The organism is Pseudomonas sp. FFPRI_1 (genome assembly GCF_055384485.1).
This window is the reverse complement of sequence record NZ_AP029168.1, coordinates 1,717,859-1,739,333: the sequence shown is the minus strand read 5'-3', so window position 1 is coordinate 1,739,333 and position 21,475 is coordinate 1,717,859. Positions and strand designations below refer to the sequence as shown.

Genomic DNA, 21,475 nt, shown 5'->3' with positions numbered 1-21,475 from the left:
TCCTGCCCGCGCTTGCGCGGCACTCGCCTGCTCACTAACGTAGCGCCTTTATCGACGCTACCCCCCGCAGGAGCTTTGCCATGGCCTCGCCAGCCCTCTCACATTTTCTTCCCCGGTTCGGCGTTGCTGCGGCAGTGGCCGGCGCTCTCAGCCTGGCCGGATGCCAGTCCTGGAACACTCAGAACACCCTGCCGCCCACCTCTGGCGTACAACCGCTCAAGGGGCTGGCGCAGAACGTTTCCGTACGACGCAATGCTGTCGGTGTACCGCTGATCGAAAGCAACAGCTTCCACGATGCGCTGTTCACCCTCGGCTACGTGCATGCCAGCGACCGCATCGGCGAGATGGTCACCCTGCGTCTGTTGGCCCAGGGCCGGCTGGCGGAGATGTCCGGCGCCGAGGTGCTGGACGTCGACCGGCTGATGCGCGCGGTGAACCTGAAGAAAAGCGCCGACGAGCTGTACAAGGCCTCGTCGCCACGCATCAAGCGTTTCTTCGAGGTCTATGCCCGGGGGGTCAACGCCTACCTGTTCCGCTATCGCGACAAACTGCCGCCGGATCTGGCGTCGAAGGGCTACACCCCCGAATACTGGAAGGCCGAGGATTCGGCGCTGATCTTCTGCCTGCTGAATTTCGGCCAGTCCGCCAACCTGCTGGAAGAGATCAATGCGCTGGTCCTCACGCAAAAAGTCGGCAGCGACACGCTGCCCTGGCTGACGCCGAGCTACCCCGATGAACCCCTGCCCATGGCCGAGGCCGACAAGCTCAAGGGGCTGGCCGTGCAGGTGCCCGGCCTGGCCGAGCTGAGCCTTGCCGCCAGGCAGATGTCGGCCCTCAATACCCTGGGAGCCACCGGAGGCAGCAACCTGGCGGTGGCCCCGCAGCGCGCCCGCAGCGGTCGCAGCCTGCTGGCCAGCGACAGCCAGATCAGCGCCTGGTACTACGTGCAGCTCCGCGCCCCGAAGTATCAGGTGGCGGGCGCCTCGATTGCCGGCTTGCCGGCCATTCTGCAGGGGTTCAACGGCAAGCTGGCCTGGAGCATGAGCTCAGCGATGGGCGACAACCAGGACCTGTTCCTGGAGAAACTCAAGCGCCAGGGCAATGCCCTGTATTACCTGAACAACGGCAAATGGCAGCCGACCATCGTTCGCAACGAAACCTACTTCGTCAAAGGCCAGCGGCCGATTCGCGAAGCGGTGTACGAAACCCGCCACGGCCCACTGCTCAACAGCTCGCTGGGGATTGGCGCCAACACCCCGCTGGCCAATGGCTACGGCCTGGCGCTGCAGGTGCCGGAGCTCAAGGACGACAAGAGCCTGGATGCGTTCTTCGACCTGTCCCGGGCGCAGAATGCGGAAAAAGCCTCCGACGCCAGCCGCGAGATCCGCGCCATTGCCCTGAACATGGTCTATGCCGACGCCAGCAACATTGGCTGGCAGGTCACCGGGCGCTTCCCCAACCGCCGCGAAGGCCAGGGCCTGCTGCCGTCTCCCGGCTGGGACGGGCGCTATGACTGGGACGGCTACGCCGACCCGATGCTCCATCCCTACGACCAGGACCCGGCGCAAGGCTGGATCGCCACTGCCAATCAACGGGTGATCTCCCGTGGCTACGGCATGCAACTGTCCAACTCCTGGGAGGCTCCCGAGCGGGCCGAGCGCATCGGCCAATTGCTGTCTGCCGGCAAACAGGACAACCGCAGCCTGATTGCCCTGCAATACGACCAGAGCACCCTGTTCGCCGCCAAGTTGAAGCAGATGTTCGAGGCACCGGGCATGGCCCAGCCGCTGAAAAACGCCATCCAGGTCCTGCCCGAGGCTGACCGGGCCAAGGCCCGCGAGGCCTACAGCCGGCTGATGGCCTTCGACGGCAAGCTCAGTGCCGGCTCCGCCGACGCCGCGCTCTACGAATTGTTCCTCCAGGAAAGCGCCAAGCAGATCTTCCTCAGTCGACTCGGCCCGGAGTCCGCTATCGCCTGGCAAGCCCTGGTCGCCAACGCCGGCCTGTCCTACTCGGCCCAGGCCGACCATCTTCTGGGGCGAGAAGACAGCCCGTTCTGGGGCGACTCGCGTGCCGGACAGAAAGCAGACAAACCGACGGTCATTGCCCACAGCCTGGCGGCGGCCGTCAGCGCCGGCGAGCAACTGATGGGCGGCGACCGCAAGGCCTGGCAGTGGGGCAAGCTGCACAGCTATCGCTGGAGCAACAGCAACGGCCAGGCGCTTCGCGGGCCATTGCAGGCGGGGGGCGACCACAACACCATCAACAGCGCCGGGTATCACTGGGGCCAGGACTTTGCCATCAGCCACACCCCGACTCTGCGCTTTATCGTCGACTTCGCACTGAGCGAGCCGCTGATGGGCCTCAACAGCAGTGGCCAATCCAGCAACCCGGTGAGCCCGAACTACGCCAACGGCATCGATGGCTGGCTCAAGGCCCAGTACCTGAGCTTCCCGATGCAGCCGCAGAACTTCGAACGCAGCTACGGTAAGACCCGCCTGACCCTGGTCCCCGGCAAGTAATCCAGCTGCTCCAACCCGCTGGCGCACCTTGCGCCAGCGGGCTTGCCCGACAACGATCGGCCCTCACCCCAGCCTCCAGCGATCCACCCGGCGAACATCCGCTCGGCACCGGCCGCATGGCCCCTCCCAGACATCACGCACTCTCTTGGCGCCAGGCCAGCAGCACGCCCCATTTCAGTGCTCGGCACGCTTGGCTCGAAGACTATCAACAGCTTTTAAAACACTTGTTCGGGACTCTGGTTCGGAAATTGCTACTTTCATTAAGTCTTATGCGTTCCAGTAACAGTACTCACGCGCCACAAGCGCTCATATTGGTTCTTAGGGATTGAATAATGAAAAAAGCATTGCTGACCCTTTCTGCATTGGCGCTGTGCATGGCCGCCGGCTCCGCCCTGGCCAAGGAATACAAGGAGCTGCGCTTCGGCGTCGACCCGTCCTATGCCCCCTTCGAATCCAAGGCCGCCGATGGCAGCCTGGTGGGCTTCGACATCGACCTGGGCAACGCCATCTGCGCCGAGCTGAAGGTCAAGTGCAAGTGGGTCGAAAGTGACTTCGACGGCATGATCCCGGGCCTCAAGGCCAATAAATTCGACGGTGTGATCTCCTCCATGACCGTCACTCCGGCCCGGGAAAAGGTCATCGACTTTTCCAGCGAGCTGTTCTCCGGCCCTACCGCACTGGTGTTCAAGAAAGGCTCGGGCCTGAGCGCAGACAGCGCATCGCTCAAGGGCAAGACCGTCGGCTATGAGCAGGGCACTATCCAGGAAGCCTATGCCAAGGCCGTACTGGACAAGGCCGGGGTGAAGACCCAGGCCTATCAGAACCAGGACCAGGTCTACGCCGACCTGACCTCCGGGCGCCTGGATGCCTCGATCCAGGACATGCTGCAGGCCGAACTGGGCTTCCTCAAGTCGCCTCAGGGCGCTGACTACGAGGTCAGCAAGCCGGTGGACGATCCCCTGCTGCCGGCCAAGACCGCCGTCGGTATCTCGAAAGGTAACAAAGAGCTGAAAGCGCTTCTGGATAAAGGTATCAAAGCGTTACACGATGATGGCACCTACGCCACCATCCAGAAAAAACACTTCGGTGACCTGAACCTCTACAGCGGTAAATAACCTGCCGGCGCCCATCCTCGATGGGCGCCTTTTTTATCGCCACGGGTCACTGATCGATGCTCGAAGAACTTCTAAAAAACCTGGGGCTTTCCGCCTTCAGCCTCAAGGGTTTCGGCCCTCTGCTGCTGGAAGGTACCTGGATGACCATCAAGTTGTCGGTGTTGTCGCTCCTGGTCAGCGTTCTGCTCGGCCTGCTGGGCGCCAGCGCCAAACTCTCCAGCTTCAAACTGCTGCGCATTCCTGCCCAGCTCTATACCACCCTGATCCGCGGCGTGCCGGACCTGGTCCTGATGCTGCTGATCTTCTACAGCCTGCAGACCTGGCTGACCTCCTTCACGGATTTCATGGAGTGGGAATACATCGAGATCAACCCCTTCAGCGCCGGAGTCATCACCCTGGGCTTCATTTATGGCGCCTACTTCACCGAGACCTTTCGCGGGGCGATCCTTGCAGTGCCTCGGGGCCAGGTAGAAGCGGCGACCGCCTACGGCCTGAAGCGCGGCCAGCGCTTTCGCTTCGTGGTGTTCCCACAGATGATGCGCTTCGCCCTGCCGGGCATCGGCAACAACTGGATGGTGATGCTCAAGGCCACCGCCCTGGTGTCGATCATCGGCCTGGCCGACCTGGTCAAGGCCGCCCAGGACGCCGGCAAGAGCACCTACCAGCTGTTCTATTTCCTGGTCCTGGCGGCATTGATCTATTTGCTGATCACCAGTGCTTCCAACTTCGTGCTGCGCCGGCTTGAACGCCGCTATGCGGCCGGTGCCCGGGAGGCCGTGCGATGATCGAACTCCTGCAGGAATACTGGCGGCCGTTCCTCTACAGCGACGGCTACCACATGACCGGGCTGGCCATGACTATGTGGTTGCTCAGCGCATCAATCTGTATCGGTTTTGTGGTGTCGATCCCGCTGTCCATTGCCCGGGTTTCGCCCAAGCGCTACATCCGCTGGCCAGTGCAGTTCTACACCTACCTGTTTCGCGGCACGCCGCTCTACATCCAGCTGCTGATCTGCTACACCGGGATCTACAGCATCGCCGCGATTCGTGCGCAGCCGGTGCTCGATGCGTTCTTTCGCGATGCGATGAACTGCACCATCCTGGCCTTCGCCCTCAATACCTGCGCCTACACCACAGAAATTTTCGCCGGGGCGATCCGCAGCATGGCCCACGGCGAAGTCGAGGCGGCCAAGGCCTACGGCCTCAGTGGCTGGAAACTGTATGCCTACGTGATCATGCCCTCGGCCCTGCGCCGCTCGCTGCCCTACTACAGCAACGAGGTGATCCTGATGCTGCACTCCACCACGGTGGCGTTCACCGCGACCATTCCCGACATTCTGAAAATCGCCCGGGACGCCAACTCGGCGACCTTCCTGACGTTTCAGTCGTTCGGCATCGCCGCGATCATCTACCTGTGCGTGACCTTCACCCTGGTGGGCCTGTTCCGCCTCGCCGAACGCCGCTGGCTGGCCTTCCTCGGGCCAACCCACTAGGACTTGCAACAGGAAAACATGCAATGCGCCACGAGATCCACGACCTGATCGCCCCATTGCCGGGCACCGCGCGACAGGTCCACAGCTTTCATTTCGGCCCTGCCCAGGCCCCGGGCAAGGTCTATATCCAGGCCTCCCTGCACGCCGACGAACTGCCCGGCATGCTGGTGGCCTGGCACCTCAAGCAACGCCTGGCGGAGCTGGAAGCCGCCGGCCGCCTGCGCCACGAAATCGTGCTGGTGCCGGTGGCCAATCCGGTTGGCCTGGAACAGGTATTGATGGACGTACCGCTGGGGCGCTACGAGCTGGAGAGCGGACAGAACTTCAACCGCTGGTTCGTCGACCTCAGCGAGGAAGTCGGCAACCTCGTCGAAGAGCAGCTCAATGACGATGCGCAACACAACCTCGACCTGATCCGCCGGCACCTGGCCGCAGCCCTGAGCCGCCAGCGACCGACCACACAACTGCAATCCCTGCGCCTAACTCTGCAACGGCTGGCCTGTGATGCCGATATGGTGCTGGACCTGCATTGCGACTTCGAAGCCGTGGCACACCTCTACACCACCCCCGAGGCCTGGCCCCGGGTCGAGCCGCTGGCGCGCTACATCGGTGCCGAAGCCTGCCTGCTGGCCACCGACTCCGGCGGCCAGTCATTCGACGAATGCTTCACTCTGCTGTGGTGGCAACTGCAGCAACGCTTCGGCGCACGCTTCGCCATTCCCTCGGGAAGCTTTGCCGTGACCGTCGAACTGCGGGGGCAGGGTGACGTCAATCATGGCCTGGCCAGCCTGGACTGTCAGGCCCTGGTGGACTACCTGATCCATTTCGGCGCTATCGAAGGCCTGCCACCGGCGCTGCCCGAACTGCCTTTCCCGGCCACGCCCCTGGCCGGGGTCGAGCCGGTCGCAGCGCCGGTGGGCGGGCTGCTGGTGTTCAGCGCGCTGCCGGGGGAATACCTACAGGCCGGGCAGTTGGTGGCCGAAATCATCGATCCGGTCAGCGATCGGGTCACCCCTGTCCATTGCAACAACCCCGGACTGCTGTACGCCCGCTCGCTGAAGCGCATGGCCACCGCCGGCATGATCATCGCCCATGTCGCCGGCCGCGAAGCCTATCGCAGCGGCTATCTACTTTCGCCTTGAGGATGCACGCCCCATGTACAAACTGACTGTTGAAGGCCTGCACAAATGCTACGGCGACAACGAAGTGCTCAAAGGCGTCTCCCTCAAGGCCAGGACCGGCGACGTGATCAGCCTGATCGGCGCCAGTGGTTCGGGAAAAAGCACCTTCCTGCGCTGCATCAACTTCCTTGAAACCCCGGACGACGGGGCCATGAGCCTGGATGGCCAGCCGATCCGCATGGTCAGTGATCGCCACGGCATGCACGTGGCCGATCCGGCGGAGCTGCAACGGATCCGCACTCGCCTGGCCATGGTGTTCCAGCATTTCAACCTGTGGAGCCACATGACCGTGCTGGAAAACATCACCATGGCCCCGCGCCGGGTGCTGGGGGTCAGCACCAAGGACGCCGAGGAGCGTGCCCGGCGCTACCTGGACAAGGTCGGCCTGCCGGCCCGGGTCGCCACCCAGTACCCGGCCTTCCTCTCCGGCGGCCAGCAGCAACGGGTGGCTATCGCCCGTGCCCTGGCCATGGAGCCGGAAGTCATGCTGTTCGACGAGCCGACCTCGGCCCTGGACCCAGAACTGGTGGGCGAAGTGCTCAAGGTGATCCAGGGGCTGGCGGAGGAAGGACGGACCATGATCATGGTCACCCACGAAATGAGCTTTGCGCGCAAGGTGTCGAGCCAGGTGCTGTTCCTGCACAAGGGCCTGGTGGAGGAAGAAGGCCCCCCCGAAGAGGTGCTGGGCAATCCGAAGAGCGAACGCCTGCAGCAATTTCTCAGTGGCAACCTGAAATAGCCGGCGATCAGGTCAGATGTCCCCGTCCGCCCGTCCTTGCGGCGGTCGGGACCATGGACCGGCGCTGCTCGCCTCAGGCGACAGGCGCGGGCGGCGGCTCATCCGGCAAGGTAGGCTCGCCAGGCTCGGTGGGTTCAAGGGGTTGCGGAGAGTCGGGGTCAGGCTGACCGGGAATACCGCCCGCCATGCTGACGGGAGGATGCGCCAGCAGGGTCCAGGCCAACAAGCCGACCTGATTGGGTTCCAACCTGGCCAAGGCGGCGCTGATTCGCGGATCTATCTTCATGGGGCACTCCTGAGCTGTGCCCGACACGCCTTGCGCGTGCCGGCAGTACCCTCAATAGAGTGCCTGCCCGCTCAGGAATTCCCGCTGTTCGTCAGACAGACGAACTCAGGTGCGTGGCAAGGTCACGCCACGCTGGCCCTGGTATTTGCCACCACGGTCCTTATAGGACACTTCGCACTCTTCGTCAGACTCCAGGAACAGCATCTGCGCCACGCCTTCGTTGGCGTAGATCTTCGCCGGCAGGGTCGTGGTGTTGGAGAACTCCAGGGTCACGTGCCCTTCCCACTCCGGCTCCAGCGGGGTCACGTTGACGATGATGCCGCAACGGGCATAGGTGCTCTTGCCCAGGCAGATGGTCAGCACGTTGCGCGGAATGCGGAAGTACTCGACGGTGCGGGCCAGGGCAAAGGAGTTCGGAGGGATGATGCAGACATCGCTCTTGATGTCGACGAAGCTCTTCTCATCGAAGTTCTTCGGGTCAACGGTTGCCGAGTTGATGTTGGTGAACACCTTGAACTCGTCGGCGCAACGCACGTCGTAGCCATAGCTCGACACCCCGAAGGAGATCAGCCGATCCTGGCCTTCGCCACGCATCTGGCGCTCGACGAAGGGCTCGATCATGCCGTGCTCTTGCGCCATGCGGCGAATCCACTTGTCCGATTTGATGCTCATGGCGGGTGTCCTGAAATAACGAGGTGAAAAAATTCGGTCCGGCATCTTACCGGGGCGCGTGGCCGGGTTCAAAGTCTGGGGCGTTTTTCTCGCCTCGCCCCGTGTTTTTCAAGGGCTGAGCGACCGGTAGCTCGCCGTCAGTCACGAAAACTGAGAAACCTTCGCACTGACCATTGGCACGTTCAGGAAAAAGGGTTAAGGTGGCGCCACTGTGCTGCTTGTGTCACTGAGAATCTCTACACGATGTTGAATTTCGATCCAACCATCTCCAAGAATTTTTCCTGCTCTTTGCACTCAGTCTCGGCCAGGGCTTTTCCTGAGTCGCAGTTAACTTTGTCCAAGGAGATACACCATGTCTAATCGCCAAACCGGTACCGTTAAGTGGTTCAACGATGAAAAAGGCTTCGGCTTCATCACTCCACAATCCGGTGACGACCTGTTCGTACACTTCAAAGCTATCCAGTCCGACGGCTTCAAAAGCCTGAAAGAAGGCCAACAGGTTTCTTTCATCGCTACCCGCGGTCAGAAAGGCATGCAAGCTGAAGAAGTTCAAGTTATCTAACTTGTACTGATCCAGTAAAAAAGCCCCGCCCTCAACAGCGGGGCTTTTTTGTGCCCGTCAGTTTTGTCGGCGCCCTCGCTTGCGGCAAAGGCGCCCCGGCTTACCAGGTCACGCCAAAGCCCACGGTGTAGCGGGTCTTGTCCAGATCACTGTCCTTGGTGCCACGGATCAGGTCCTTTTCTGCCTTGAGGTTCAGCGACGCCCAGTCGGTGACCTTGTAGCGCAGCCCCATCTCGGCATCCAGTGCATAGTCAGCCACACCCGACAGCGGCCGCCCCACTTCGCCATTGGTGAAGAACTCCACCCGCTTGCCGATCAAGTAGCGGTTGTAGTCCCACTTCATGGCCAGGGAATAGAAGTTGTCCTTGCCGCCATCGGCATACTCGTAGTCCGTGCGGTTGAGCAGCGAGCCCAGGGAGAACGCACCCAGTTCATCGTCCCAGAACTGGTAGCCCGGACCGGTACCCACCACCCGCTGCCGCGCCAGGTCCTCGACCTTGTCGCGCTTGTAGGTCAGGCGCCCTTCCCAGTACCACTTATCGGTGATGAACCGGTCCAGGGCGTATTCCGCGCTCCAGTTGTCGGTGGTCACCTGGTGATCCTGGAACTCGCGGTTGTACTCGCCCTGAGCGTTATGACGCCAGGCGCCATGGCGTGCCGACGTCTTGAAGTCGATGTCGTAGTCATCGGTATTCTTCTCGGCACGCTTGTAGTCCATGGCCACGTCGACATTGCCCTTCCAGAGCATGTCCTCCACCAATGGCTTGGGCTTCATGATCTGCTGGATACTCGCCAGCTCGACCGTCTTGGGCGCCTCGCCATTGGCCAGGATGACCTTGCCGTCCTCGGAAGCCTGCAGCGATTTGGCCTTTTCCCCGGAATAGGCATCCTGCTTGACCAGCAGTTCCTGATCGCTCTCCAACGTCTTGACCTGTTTCCAATCAATGGAAATGGCACCGCCATAATCAGTCTGGATCAACAGCTTGCCGCCATCGAAGACCTTGATCTTGCCACTCAGGCGATCACCGTTCTTCAACCAGACGGTATCGGCCAGCACAGGCATGGAGGTGCTGAGCACCGCGAAACACAGCAACGTTCTTGGCAACATAAGTAGATACAGGACTCGATCTTGCGAAAAAAAACGGCATTATTCCTGTTGAACAAGCCTTAGTCAGGACTGACCCGGGTATTGCGAGTGAGTTCAATACGCATCCACCCGTTATCTGCACTACCGACCAGCGTCCTCCTTTTCTGCTATCTGGAACCGCGAATGTGACCGAACACGGCGAAGATCCGCAAAGCCCCGCACAGATCCGACGTACGGCGCTGTACCTGACCCTGGCCCAGGTCCCCGAAGGCAAGGTCGTGAGCTATGGCCAGCTGGCGCAAATGGCCGGCCTGGGGCGGGCTGCCCGCTGGGTCGGGCGCACCCTCAGCCAATTGCCCGCCGACTCGCGCCTGCCCTGGCACCGGGTTCTGGGGGCTGGTGGCCGCATCAGCCTGCCGGCCGGCAGCCCCTCGGGCGACGAACAGCGTGCCAGACTGCGCGGCGAAGGTGTCTCTATCCTGAACAATCGCGTGGATATTCAGCGCCATGGCTGGCGTCCGGTAGAGCACAGCGGTTAGAGTGCGCGCTTTGTTTCCGTCATCTGAGGCAGACTTCAGCCCATGCCCCGTAAAACCTGGCGCGCCGCACTTGCCGCCTATGCCAGCCCCTCGACGCTCGTGCTGTTGCTGCTTGGTTTCGCCGCCGGCATGCCCTACATGCTGGTGTTCTCGACTCTTTCGGTGTGGTTGCGCGAGGCCGGTGTAGCCCGTGAAACCATCGGTTATGCCAGCCTGATCGGCCTGGCGTATGCCTTCAAGTGGGTGTGGTCCCCCCTGCTCGACCAATGGCGCCTGCCCCTGCTGGGCAAGCTCGGTCGACGCCGCTCCTGGCTGGTGCTGGCGCAAACCCTGGTGATTCTCGGCCTGATCGGCATGGGGTTCTGCGACCCGCAAAAGCATCTTTCCTGGCTGATAGCCATTGCCGTGGTCGTGGCCTTTGCCTCGGCCACCCAGGACATCGCCATCGACGCCTACCGCCTGGAAATCGCCGATGACAGCCGCCAGGCTGCGCTGGCCGCCAGCTATATGTCCGGCTACCGAATCGCGGTGCTCCTGGCCACCGCTGGCGCCCTGTTCTTCGCCGAAGGTTTCGGCTCCACCGGCTTCAGCTACAAGCATTCGGCCTGGACCGGCACCTACGTGCTGTTCGGCGTGCTGATGATTCCGGCGCTGGTCACCACCCTGCTGATGCGCGAACCACCGGTGCCATTGCGCACCCAGCTGTCTGCGGGACGCTACAGCTTCGCCCACCAGTTGATCTCGGTCTTCGTGCTGATCGTGCTGCTGGTTTCCGTACCTGCCACCTTCACCCAGCTGTACAACACCGACTTCGCCAGCGTGATCTTCGACGGCATGAGCCCGCTGGACCTGCTGCTGGAGGACCGGGCCTTCCTGCGGGCAATCCTCTACATCACCCTCAGCACCCTGTGCCTGTCAGCCATGGGCCGCCGGGGCCTGGCGCCGGTGCTTACGCCGGTCAACGACTTCATCCTGCGTTACCGCTGGCAGGCTTTCCTGCTGCTGGGTCTGATTGCCACCTACCGCATGTCGGACACGGTCATGGGCGTGATGGCCAACGTGTTCTACATCGACCAGGGCTTCACCAAGGACCAGATTGCCGGGGTCAGCAAGATCTTCGGCCTGATCATGACCCTGCTGGGCGCGGGCATGGGCGGCCTGTTGATCGTGCGCTTCGGCATCCTGCCGATCCTGTTCATCGGCGGCGCCGCGTCCGCCGGGACCAACCTGCTGTTCCTGATGCTGGCCGACATGGGGCCGAACCTGGAAATGCTGATTGTCACCATTTCCCTGGACAACTTCAGCTCGGGCATGGCGACCTCGGCTTTCGTCGCCTACCTCTCAAGCCTGACCAACCTCAAGTTCTCCGCCACGCAATATGCGCTGCTCAGCTCCATCATGCTGTTGCTGCCACGACTGATCGGTGGCTATTCCGGCGTCATGGTGGAAAAGTTCGGCTACCACAACTTTTTCCTCATCACCGCGATACTCGGCGTACCTACGTTGATCCTGATCGCCGTGCACTGGTTCCAGGAGAGCCGCCGCGCCGGCCCCAAACCCGAGCCCGAGGCGACGGCCAACGGCACCGCCGCAAGCGAAGAATCCTAATCAATCCCGGGGGTTGCGGGCTTTTCGGCCCACCCCCCGAGGCCTCCGAGCACAATCCTGTACGCCAGCGGAACTCGCCCGTACAATGCTCCGTCATTTCTAGTCTTCAGCAACCGACAACGGCCTACCATGCGCACCAGTCAATTTTTGCTCGCCACACAGAAAGAAACGCCTTCCGATGCGGTCGTGATCAGCCATCAGTTGATGCTGCGCGCCGGCATGATCCGCAAACTGGCCTCGGGCCTGTACACCTGGCTCCCGATGGGCCTGCGGGTAATGCGCAAGGTCGAAGCCATCGTTCGTGAAGAAATGAACGCTGCCGGTTCGCTTGAAGTGTTGATGCCGAGCACCCAGCCGGCCGAGCTGTGGCAGGAGTCGGGGCGCTGGGAAGAGTACGGCCCGGAACTGCTGCGCTTCAAGGATCGCCACGGCCGCGACTTCTGCGCCGGCCCGACCCACGAAGAAGTGATCACCGATCTGATGCGCAACGAGTTGAGCAGCTACAAGCAGTTGCCGATCAACCTGTACCAGATCCAGACCAAATTCCGTGATGAGATCCGCCCACGCTTCGGCTTGATGCGCGGCCGCGAATTCATCATGAAGGATGCCTACTCCTTCCACACCGACCAGGCATCCTTGCAGGTCACCTACGACCGCATGCACCAGGCCTACTGCAACGTCTTCACGCGCCTGGGCCTGAAGTTCCGCCCGGTAGAGGCTGACAACGGCTCGATCGGCGGCGCCGGCTCCCACGAGTTCCACGTACTGGCCGAGTCCGGCGAAGACGATATCGTCTTCAGCAACGGCTCCGACTACGCGGCGAACATCGAGAAGGCCGAGGCTGTGCCGCGTGAGGCGTCTCGCCCGGCGGCCACCGAAGCCATGCGCCTGGTCGACACCCCCGATGCGAAAACCATCGCCCAGTTGGTCGAAGGCTACAACCTGCCCATCGAGAAAACCGTCAAGACCCTGGTGGTGCACGCCGAGGAAGCCGGCAAGCTGATCGCCCTGATCATCCGCGGCGACCACGAGTTGAACGAAATCAAGGCGGCCAACCAGCCAGGCGTTGCCAGCCCGCTGGTGATGGCGTCCGAAGCCGAGCTGCGCGACGCCATCGGCGCCGGTGCCGGCTCCCTGGGCCCGGTGAACCTGCCGCTGCCGATCATCATCGACCGTTCGGTGGAGCTGATGAGCGACTTCGGCGTTGGCGCCAACATCGACGACAAGCACTATTTCGGCGTCAACTGGGAGCGCGACCTACCGGTTCCAAGCGTGGCCGACCTGCGCAACGTCGTTGCCGGCGATCCAAGCCCTGATGGCAAGGGCACCCTGGAAATCAAGCGCGGCATCGAAGTCGGGCACATCTTCCAGCTGGGCAACAAGTACAGCAAGGCGATGAAGTGCGAAGTGCTGGGCGAGAACGGCAAGCCGGTCACCCTGGAAATGGGCTGCTACGGCATTGGCGTATCCCGCGTGGTGGCCGCCGCCATCGAGCAGAACAACGACCAGAACGGCATCATCTGGAGCGATACCCTGGCGCCGTTCCAGATCGCCCTGGTACCGCTGCGCTACGAAACCGAGCAGGTCCGTGAAGCCACCGACACGCTGTACGCGCAGCTCACCGCCGCCGGTTTCGAGGTACTGCTGGACGACCGCGACAAGAAGACCAGCCCGGGCATCAAGTTCGCGGACATGGAGCTGATCGGCATTCCTCACCGGATCGTGGTCAGTGACCGCGGTCTCGCCGAAGGCAACCTGGAATACAAGAGCCGTACCGAAGCCGAGGCGCAAGCATTGCCCGTGGCCGACGTGCTGTCCTTCCTCCAAGCCCGTATTCGTCGCTGAAACCAGATAGAGAAGTCATGTTCAAGCGAAACACCTTAAGCCTCGGTGGCGCCGCCTTGTGCGGTGCCCTGCTGGTCAGCGGCTGCGCCAATCAGATGTCGCAACGCAGCGAGCACGAGGAACGGGTCGAGCGCAAACTGCTCGACCACAGCCTGCAGATCGATGTCGGTGAGCCTAAGGTGCTTGAGCTGCCGCAACGTCGGGTACGCATCCATGAGCAGAAGACCTTCGAAGTCACCGAGTTCGAGGTCACTCGCCACTACGATCGCTACACCCCCTATCAGCCCTGGCGGGAGATCTACGAGATCCCGCTAGGTGCAGTGGCCCTGGTGGCCGGTGTGGGCGCCAACGTGGTCAATGTCTTTGCCCTGGGCAACCTGCCGGACAGCGTGACCAAGGACTGGATCAGCTACGGCGTATCCGGGATCAACCCGTTCATGAACATGCCCTCCCACGGTCGCGCCCAGCAGAACCTGGCGGCCATTGGCGAAGTCCAGCGCGACAAGCGCCTGGAGTATTCGAGCCTGCCCTGGAGCGAGCGCCCGGTGCAGGTCAAGGCCGGCAAGGAAACCTACGAGTTGAGCACTGACCGCAATGGCGTGCTGCGCTTGAACCTGCTGGACAACCCGTTCTCCGAGCAGGACCTGAAGCACATCGGAAAACTGCAGATCAGCGTCGAGGACGCCCAGGACGAAGTGCACTCGGACTCGTCCCTGAGCATCAGCAGCAACTTGCGCAGCAAGCTGCTGGAAGCCCACGCACTGATCTACGACGACCTTGAAGATGATGAGGTGAGCCAATGGGTGCACCGGGTCAAGCGCCTGTCGGAACTGGGCCTGGAAGAAGAAGCCAGCGAGCTGGAGCAAAGCTTGATCGAGCTGACCCGCAACGATCCGGAGCTGCAGAACGAATTTCTCAAGTCCCTGGCCAAGAATGCCGGTCGACTGGTAGCCGATCCCGGCAACCATTGACCCTCTCCTGCCAGCGGTGGCGGCGCTACGCTTGCAAGGTAGCGTCCGGAATCGCTGACATCCGAGGCTAGATCCCCCTGAACAGCTCCAGCTGTTCGTGAGCACCGCGCAAATCCTGCAGGCGCACACCAATTCCCAGCAGCCGCACCGGCTTGCCGCCGCGCTTGAAGGCCTGGGTCAGCAACTGTCGGTAACTGTCCAGGTCCCGCCCCGCCCCTGCCTGCTCCAGAGTGGTCTGGGTAAAGTCGTGAAACTTCACTTTGACGAACGGTTTGCCTGGCCGGTAACTGCTGTCGATGCGGGCAATGCGCCCCGCCAGCGTCTCCATCAGTTCCGGGAGTTTTTGCAGGCAGCTGTCCAGATCCGGCAGATCCGCGTCATAGGTGTTCTCCACGCTGATGGATTGCCGGCGACTGTCATTCTGCACCGGGCGCTCGTCGATCCCCCGGGCCAGGCTCCACAAGCGCTCGCCGAAACTGCCGAATTCGCGCACCAAGGCCAGCTTGGTCCAGTCGCGCAGTTGCAAGCAGTCAACGATGCCCAGGCGCGCCAGCTTGTCCGCGGTGACCTTGCCAACGCCGTGCAGCTTGTTCACCGGCAACTCGGAAACAAAGTCCTCCACCTGATCCGGGGTGATCACGAACAGCCCATTGGGCTTTTTCCAGTCGCTGGCAATCTTCGCCAGGAACTTGTTCGGCGCCACCCCCGCCGACACGGTGATATGCAACTGATTGGAGACCCGCCGCCGAATGTCCTGGGCGATGCGCGTGGCACTGCCGGCGAAACTGGGGCTGTCGGAGACATCCAGGTAAGCCTCGTCCAGTGACAGTGGCTCGATCAGGTCCGTGTAGTCGCGAAAGATCGTGTGAATCTCTTTCGAGGCCTCGCGATAGGCATCCATGCGCGGCTTGACGATCACCAGGTCCGGGCACAGGGTCAAGGCGTGCCGCGATGACATGGCTGAACGCACCCCATAAGCCCGCGCCTCATAGTTGCAGGTGGCGATCACCCCGCGCCGGTCCGCGGAGCCGCCCACTGCCAGAGGCTTGCTGGCCAGTTGCGGATCGTCGCGCATCTCGATGGCTGCATAGAAGCAATCACAGTCAATGTGGATGATTTTGCGCTGCATCATATAAAGGCAGAGATCACAGAAGGCAGAGGCTGGAATGAAGGCAGGCAGCAAGTATCTACCGATACCTGTATATAGCACCAGTGCCTTGCATCAAGCGGCTGATGCAAGGCACTGATGAACGAATTTATTTTTTCAATGGGCAAGGCACCCTCAATAGAGCTACAGGCCCCGTTCTAGCGGGGCCAAGGCCACTTCAAAAGGCCACATCAAAACGCTAAGCGATTGAACAGGAAGCAATTTTTAAAATTTAATGATTGACACAAACTGATCACCCTGTAGAATTCGGCCACACAGACGCGGGATGGAGCAGTCTGGTAGCTCGTCGGGCTCATAACCCGAAGGTCGTCGGTTCAAATCCGGCTCCCGCAACCAAACATCAAAAAAGGCTACTCGAAAGAGTGGCCTTTTTTGTGCGCGTGTGTTTTGTCCTACCCTCACGCTCTGTAAAACTCCTTGCAGGTCCATGACTTAAGGTGGCCAGCCAGGTTTTCGACGTTAATTTGACCTCTGGGACCATTAACGGTTGACACTCGGTCGTTCATCTGTAGAATGCCGCCACACAGACGCGGGATGGAGCAGTCTGGTAGCTCGTCGGGCTCATAACCCGAAGGTCGTCGGTTCAAATCCGGCTCCCGCAACCAAACATCAAAAAAGGCTACTCGAAAGAGTGGCCTTTTTTGTATCTGTCGAAAAAGTCCTTTGGCAACAATGATCTGGCAATGTGTTGCGAACCTTTAGCAGCGCGTCGACTCTTCACCATGCAAGCTATGCTCTGTCTCGGGGCAACCACCTTGCGTTGATCGCGCAAGCTCGCCGGGCCACGGTGAGACGCGTTAATATTTGAAATTATTTTTTCTACAGGGATTGGTAACTTGGCTGGATACCCCCATCCTGTCGCGCACAATCCACGAGGTGATTGATGCGCGCCAACATGTCTGATTCACAAGACGCCGATACCGCTACCACCACTCAACCCATTACAGTCACTCGCTTGCGCTGGCTGGACCTGTTGAGCAAATACCGCCAGCCACTGGGCCTGGCCGTGACCCTGCTGCTGTTCGCCATCGCCCTGATCGCTTGCCGCCATCTGCTCAGCGAGCTGGACTTCTACGCACTGCACGACTCAATCCTCGAAGTGCCCAAACCGGCCCTGCTCGGTGCCTTGGGCGCGACCATCGTCGGCTTCATCATCCTGCTGGGCTACGAGTGGTCGGCCAGCCGCTACGCCGGAGTCAACCTGCCCGGCCGCGCCCTGGCCCTGGGCGGCTTCACCGCCTTCGCCATCGGCAACGCCATCGGCCTGTCGCTGCTGTCCGGTGGCTCGGTGCGCTACCGACTGTATGCCCGCCACGGGCTGGGGGCCGCCGATGTGGCCCATATGACCCTGTTCGCCAGCCTGTCCCTGGGCTGCGCCCTGCCCCCGCTGGCAGCCCTGGCCACCCTGAGCAACCTGCCTGCTGCCTCGGCGGCCCTGCGCCTGCCGGAAAGCCTGCTGGCGGGCATCGCCCTGGCCATCCTGCTGCTGGGAGCGGTACTGGCCATCGGCATCTATCGCCGTCGCCTGCCGGAACAGCCTCTGCGCGACAACCTGCTGGTACGGGTTGGCCGCCGCACCCTGCGCCTGCCCGGGCGTCGCCTGACCTTCCTGCAACTGATCATCACCGCCCTGGATGTCGCCGCCGCCGCCACCGTGCTCTACCTGCTGCTGCCCGAAGCGCCGCCGTTCGGCGCCTTCCTGCTGGTGTACCTGCTGGCCCTGGCCGCCGGTGTACTGAGCCACGTACCCGGTGGCGTCGGGGTGTTCGAAGCGATCCTGCTGGCAGCCTTCGCCGACAAGCTCGGCGCTGCGCCCCTGGCCGCTGCCCTATTGCTGTATCGCCTGATCTACGTGGTGCTGCCGATGCTGGTGGCCTGCGTCCTGCTGCTGATCAACGAAGCCCAGCGCCTGTTCCAGACCCGCCAATCGCTGCGGGTGGCTTCTGGCCTGGCGGCGCCGATCCTCGCGGTGCTGGTGTTCCTCTCTGGCGTGGTGCTGCTGTTTTCCGGCGCCACCCCGGAAATCGACACCCGTCTGCAACACATCGGTTTCCTGATTCCCCATCGCCTGGTGGACGCCTCGCACTTCGGCGCCAGCCTGATCGGCGTGCTCTGCCTGCTGCTGGCCCAGGGCCTGCGCCGACGCCTGTCAGCGGCCTGGATGCTCACCACCATCCTCTTGCTGGTAGGTGCCCTGCTCTCCCTGCTCAAGGGTTTCGACTGGGAAGAAGCCTGCCTGATGACCCTCACCGCCAGCCTGCTGGCCGTGTTCCGTCGTTCGTTCTACCGCCCCAGCCGCCTCACCGAACTGCCGTTCTCGCCGCTGTACCTGGTGGCCAGCGTCTGCGTGCTCGGCGCTTCCATCTGGCTGCTGCTGTTCGCCTATCAGGACGTGCCCTACAGCCATCAGCTGTGGTGGCAGTTCACCCTGGACGCCGATGCGCCCCGTGGCCTGCGCTCCTTGCTGGGCGCCGCGGTGCTGCTGCTGGTGGTGTCCCTGACCTGGCTGCTGCGTACCGCGCGCCCGGTGATCCACCTGCCCACCAGCGAAGAGCTGGATAAGGCGGCGAAGATCCTCATGGCCTCGTCCCAGCCCGATGGCGGCCTGGCCCTGACCGGTGACAAGGCGCTGCTGTTCCACCCCAACGACGATGCCTTCCTCATGTACGCCCGCCGTGGCCGCAGCCTGGTGGCGCTGTACGACCCCATCGGCCCGACCCAGCAGCGCGCGGAAATGATCTGGCAGTTCCGCGACCTGTGCGACGTGCATCACGCACGCCCGGTGTTCTACCAGGTACGGGCGGAGAACCTGCCCTACTACATGGACATCGGCCTGACCGCGATCAAGCTCGGCGAGGAAGCCCGGGTCGACTTGCAGCGCTTTGATCTGGAAGCCAAGGGCAAGGAGATGAAGGACCTGCGCTACACCTGGAACCGCGGCACCCGCGACGGCCTGTCGCTGGAGATCCACGAGCCTGGGCAAGCGCCGATGGACGAGCTGAAAGTGATCTCCGACGCCTGGCTGACCGGCAAGAATGTCCGGGAAAAAGGCTTCTCCCTCGGCCGCTTCAGCGACGAGTACCTCAAGCACTTTCGCATTGCCATCATCCGTTTTGAAGGACGCCCGGTGGCCTTCGCCAACCTGCTCGAGACCTACAGCCACGACCTGGCCAGCCTCGACCTGATGCGTGCGCACCCGGACGCTCCGAAGCTGACCATGGAATTCATGATGGTCGGCCTGATCCAGCATTATAAAAATCATGGATATGCCCGCTTCAGCCTGGGGATGGTGCCGTTGTCCGGCCTGCAACCACGGCGTGGCGCCCCCCTGACCCAGCGCCTGGGCTCGATGGTGTTCCGCCGCGGCGAACAGCTGTACAACTTCCAGGGCCTGCGCCGCTTCAAAGACAAGTTCCAGCCTGACTGGGAACCTCGTTACATGGCCGTGCCGGCAGGGCTGGACCCGCTGGTCGCATTGGCCGACACTGCCGCCCTGATTGCAGGCGGCTTGACTGGACTGGTGAAACGCTAATGATTCAACGCTCTTGGCGGTACCTGCTGGCGACCCTGGTGGTGCTGGCTCTGATTGCAGGTGGCGGCTACTGGTGGTGGAACCGCCCCGCCCCCGAACCGACCCTGGAACAACTGACCCAGGCCGACGGCTCGACCCTGACCCGCGTGACCCCAGGCACCCAGGCCAAGGCCCGGGTGGTGGTGGCGGTGCTGCCTGACGCGACCCTGACCGACAAGCAACTGCTGGCCCTGAGCCGCAGCGGTGCGGCGCAGATCGTCCAGGTGGTGCTGCCCAAGGACGACTGCAAGCTGCAGGAACAAGCCCTGCAAAGCGCCCTGCCACAACTGGCCGGCCCGGCCACCCTGGTCAGCGGCATCGGCCCGGGCGCAGCCCTGGCCTGGCGCTGGATCGCCGCTCAGAACGACGACAAGGCCCAGGCCGTGTCGGTGGGCTTCACCATCAACCCGGCTCCGGGCTGCACCGATCCACTGCCCAAGACCCTGGCCCACGGCCACTGGCTGGTGGCCTGGAACGACAACCCGGATGACGAAAGCGCCGGCTTCGTGCGTGACACGCCCAACGCTACCACCAGCATCAGCGACTACGACATCCACCTGCCCCAGGTGCTGAACAACGAACTGCGCAAGCTGCTGGTGGGTTCGGACAACGGCGGCTTGAGCATCCCCGTGGTGGAAGTCCCGGCCGGCCAGGCCAAGGACACCGTGACGCTGTTCCTCTCCGGTGACGGCGGCTGGCGCGACCTGGACCGCGACGTGGCCGGCGAGATGGCCAAGATCGGCTACCCGGTGGTGGGCATCGACACCCTGCGCTACTACTGGCAGCACAAGACTCCGGAACAGAGCGCCATCGACCTCACCGAACTGATGCAGCACTACCGGCAGAAGTGGGGCACCAAGCGCTTTGTGCTGACCGGTTACTCCTTCGGCGCCGACGTCCTGCCAGCGATCTACAACCGCCTGCCGGAAGCCGAGCAACAGCGCATCGACGCCATTATCCTGCTGGCCTTCGCCCGCACCGGCAGCTTCGAGATCGAAGTCGAAGGCTGGCTGGGCAACGCCGGCAAGGAAGCCGCCACCGGCCCGGAAATGGCCAAGCTGCCAGCGGCCAAAGTGGTGTGCATCTATGGCGTGGAAGAGGTCGACGAGAGTGGTTGTACCGACAAGACCGCCGTCGGTGAAGCCATGAAACTGCCTGGAGGCCATCACTTCGATGAGAACTACCCGGCACTGGCCAAGCGCCTGGTGGATGCCATCGAGAAGCGCCAGGTCAAGGATCAGGCCAGCGCTCAAGAGTGAGCTGAACCTCGCCCCATCAGAGCCCCCGCAGCCTCAGGTTGCGGGGGCTTTTTAGTTCGACGCGCCAAGTTGCCTCGCTGAAGGCGGCCCAATAGCGGATGTCTCCCGCACAGGTTGTAGGCAAACTCCGAAAGTTGCGTAAGGGGGCGTTTTGGGCACTTTGCCGCCTTGCTGGCCTGCGCTTCGACGGGATAGGCTCCGGGTGTCTCTGATTCTTTAGCGACCGGGCTTGGAAACCCGAAGAGTTAAGCACAACAGCACCCCATCACGACTGCAGCGGCTTACCGCTGCAGCCCTCTGTTATGGCAGCTGTGCGTGGGACGCCTTTGGGCGTGCCGGTTCTTGACTCCCGGTTTTCCAACTCACGCATAGCTGCCACCCATTCGCTTGGAAACGAACGTGGCAACTTCTTTGAGTCAAGGGGTATGGCCATGAGCCAAACAAGCCCGCCTGCACCTCGTGAACTGAAAACAAACCGCCTCGCCCCTTTCATCTAGCGTTCCGACCTGCCGCCGTTCTTGGTCTGCCCCGGCCTCCCCATTGGCAGACGCCCCGGCCCAAGCTTCCGACCTGCGGTCCCTGGCCAAGGCCTTTGCCAAGGACGCCGCCTACAGCAGGGACAGCGACCATCACGCCTGGGCGGCGTACTACCTGATCGCCATGGGCAAGACGGTGGTGGACGATGTGCTGCAGGCGCTCGCGGCGTAAAGACCAAGGGCGATCTCGGGGCCGGTGGGCTCAGGGAGAAACCGTCTTGTCATCAGCATCGATATTGACGGCCAGGCCGTTATCGCGAGCAAGCTCGCTCCTACAGGGCCGAGAAATGAAAAAGCCCCCGCTGCGGCAAGGCAACGGGGG

General features: G+C 62.4%; 18 protein-coding genes and 2 tRNA genes. 16 read left to right on the top strand and 4 right to left on the bottom strand.

The window, feature by feature from the left end; translation table 11 throughout:
* The first annotated feature begins 80 nt into the window (after positions 1-80).
* The 6 genes from ACZ5BO_RS07855 (at position 81) to ACZ5BO_RS07830 (ending at position 7,049) form a co-directional block, all read left to right on the top strand.
* Positions 81-2,522: a penicillin acylase family protein gene (locus ACZ5BO_RS07855; RefSeq protein WP_464699099.1), complete on the top strand. Its 2,442-nt coding sequence runs from the start codon at positions 81-83 to the stop codon at positions 2,520-2,522.
* A gap of 332 nt (positions 2,523-2,854) precedes the next feature.
* Positions 2,855-3,637 carry a transporter substrate-binding domain-containing protein gene (locus ACZ5BO_RS07850; RefSeq protein ID WP_464699097.1) on the top strand — a complete coding sequence of 261 codons (783 nt, stop codon included), beginning with the start codon at positions 2,855-2,857 and terminating at the stop codon, positions 3,635-3,637.
* Between the two features lie 56 nt (positions 3,638-3,693).
* Positions 3,694-4,422, top strand: a complete 729-nt coding sequence (locus ACZ5BO_RS07845; RefSeq protein ID WP_025127743.1) for an ABC transporter permease — start codon at positions 3,694-3,696, stop codon at positions 4,420-4,422.
* The gene (locus ACZ5BO_RS07840) at positions 4,419-5,129 is read left to right on the top strand and encodes an ABC transporter permease (protein WP_025127742.1); all 711 of its coding nucleotides are present in this window, start codon (positions 4,419-4,421) and stop codon (positions 5,127-5,129) included. Before ACZ5BO_RS07845 ends, ACZ5BO_RS07840 begins: the two co-directional genes overlap by 4 nt.
* A 23-nt stretch (positions 5,130-5,152) precedes the next feature.
* Complete coding sequence (locus ACZ5BO_RS07835) at positions 5,153-6,271, top strand: succinylglutamate desuccinylase/aspartoacylase family protein (protein ID WP_025127741.1); 1,119 nt, start codon at positions 5,153-5,155, stop codon at positions 6,269-6,271.
* A 13-nt stretch (positions 6,272-6,284) separates the two neighbouring features.
* On the top strand, positions 6,285-7,049 hold the full coding sequence (locus tag ACZ5BO_RS07830) for an ABC transporter ATP-binding protein (RefSeq protein ID WP_025127740.1): 765 nt from the start codon (positions 6,285-6,287) through the stop codon (positions 7,047-7,049).
* Between the two features lie 73 nt (positions 7,050-7,122).
* Here ACZ5BO_RS07830 and ACZ5BO_RS07825 read toward each other — a convergent pair whose 3' ends face one another.
* The gene (locus ACZ5BO_RS07825; protein WP_025127739.1) at positions 7,123-7,335 is read right to left on the bottom strand and encodes a hypothetical protein; all 213 of its coding nucleotides are present in this window, start codon (positions 7,333-7,335) and stop codon (positions 7,123-7,125) included.
* 105 nt (positions 7,336-7,440) lie between these two features.
* Positions 7,441-8,007, bottom strand: a complete 567-nt coding sequence (dcd, locus tag ACZ5BO_RS07820) for a dCTP deaminase (protein ID WP_011059604.1) — start codon at positions 8,005-8,007, stop codon at positions 7,441-7,443.
* 352 nt (positions 8,008-8,359) lie between these two features.
* On the opposite strand from dcd, the gene ACZ5BO_RS07815 reads away from it, so the two are divergent.
* On the top strand, positions 8,360-8,569 hold the full coding sequence (locus ACZ5BO_RS07815) for a cold-shock protein (protein WP_002554837.1): 210 nt from the start codon (positions 8,360-8,362) through the stop codon (positions 8,567-8,569).
* Between the two features lie 100 nt (positions 8,570-8,669).
* On the opposite strand, the gene ACZ5BO_RS07810 is transcribed toward ACZ5BO_RS07815, so the two are convergent.
* Positions 8,670-9,677, bottom strand: a complete 1,008-nt coding sequence (locus ACZ5BO_RS07810; RefSeq protein WP_025127738.1) for a DUF481 domain-containing protein — start codon at positions 9,675-9,677, stop codon at positions 8,670-8,672.
* A gap of 164 nt (positions 9,678-9,841) precedes the next feature.
* Here ACZ5BO_RS07810 and ACZ5BO_RS07805 point away from each other — a divergent pair, with 164 nt between their 5' ends.
* The 4 genes from ACZ5BO_RS07805 to ACZ5BO_RS07790 all read left to right on the top strand — a co-directional run bounded on the left by ACZ5BO_RS07805 (position 9,842) and on the right by ACZ5BO_RS07790 (position 14,619).
* Complete coding sequence (locus tag ACZ5BO_RS07805) at positions 9,842-10,195, top strand: MGMT family protein (RefSeq protein WP_025127737.1); 354 nt, start codon at positions 9,842-9,844, stop codon at positions 10,193-10,195.
* A gap of 42 nt (positions 10,196-10,237) precedes the next feature.
* Positions 10,238-11,803 (top strand): AmpG family muropeptide MFS transporter, encoded by a 1,566-nt coding sequence (locus ACZ5BO_RS07800; protein ID WP_025127736.1) that lies wholly within the window; start codon positions 10,238-10,240, stop codon positions 11,801-11,803.
* A 129-nt stretch (positions 11,804-11,932) separates the two neighbouring features.
* On the top strand, positions 11,933-13,648 hold the full coding sequence (locus ACZ5BO_RS07795; RefSeq protein ID WP_464699091.1) for a proline--tRNA ligase: 1,716 nt from the start codon (positions 11,933-11,935) through the stop codon (positions 13,646-13,648).
* 17 nt (positions 13,649-13,665) lie between these two features.
* The gene (locus ACZ5BO_RS07790; protein ID WP_025127734.1) at positions 13,666-14,619 is read left to right on the top strand and encodes a hypothetical protein; all 954 of its coding nucleotides are present in this window, start codon (positions 13,666-13,668) and stop codon (positions 14,617-14,619) included.
* A 67-nt stretch (positions 14,620-14,686) separates the two neighbouring features.
* Here the strand turns inward: ACZ5BO_RS07790 and dinB are convergent, their stop codons facing one another.
* Positions 14,687-15,751 carry a DNA polymerase IV gene (gene dinB, locus ACZ5BO_RS07785; RefSeq protein ID WP_025127733.1) on the bottom strand — a complete coding sequence of 355 codons (1,065 nt, stop codon included), beginning with the start codon at positions 15,749-15,751 and terminating at the stop codon, positions 14,687-14,689.
* Positions 15,752-16,046: 295 nt separating this feature from the next.
* Here dinB and ACZ5BO_RS07780 point away from each other — a divergent pair.
* The 5 genes from ACZ5BO_RS07780 (at position 16,047) to ACZ5BO_RS07760 (ending at position 21,325) form a co-directional block, all read left to right on the top strand.
* Positions 16,047-16,123 (top strand) — tRNA-Met (locus ACZ5BO_RS07780).
* A 192-nt stretch (positions 16,124-16,315) separates the two neighbouring features.
* Positions 16,316-16,392, top strand: a tRNA-Met gene (locus ACZ5BO_RS07775).
* Between the two features lie 278 nt (positions 16,393-16,670).
* On the top strand, positions 16,671-19,319 hold the full coding sequence (gene mprF / locus ACZ5BO_RS07770; RefSeq protein WP_025127732.1) for a bifunctional lysylphosphatidylglycerol flippase/synthetase MprF: 2,649 nt from the start codon (positions 16,671-16,673) through the stop codon (positions 19,317-19,319).
* The gene (locus ACZ5BO_RS07765) at positions 19,319-20,617 is read left to right on the top strand and encodes a virulence factor family protein (protein ID WP_464699088.1); all 1,299 of its coding nucleotides are present in this window, start codon (positions 19,319-19,321) and stop codon (positions 20,615-20,617) included. The genes mprF and ACZ5BO_RS07765 overlap by 1 nt, the downstream gene beginning before the upstream one ends.
* Positions 20,618-21,157: 540 nt before the next feature.
* Positions 21,158-21,325 (top strand): DUF3077 domain-containing protein, encoded by a 168-nt coding sequence (locus tag ACZ5BO_RS07760; RefSeq protein ID WP_464699086.1) that lies wholly within the window; start codon positions 21,158-21,160, stop codon positions 21,323-21,325.
* The last annotated feature ends 150 nt before the right edge of the window (positions 21,326-21,475 follow it).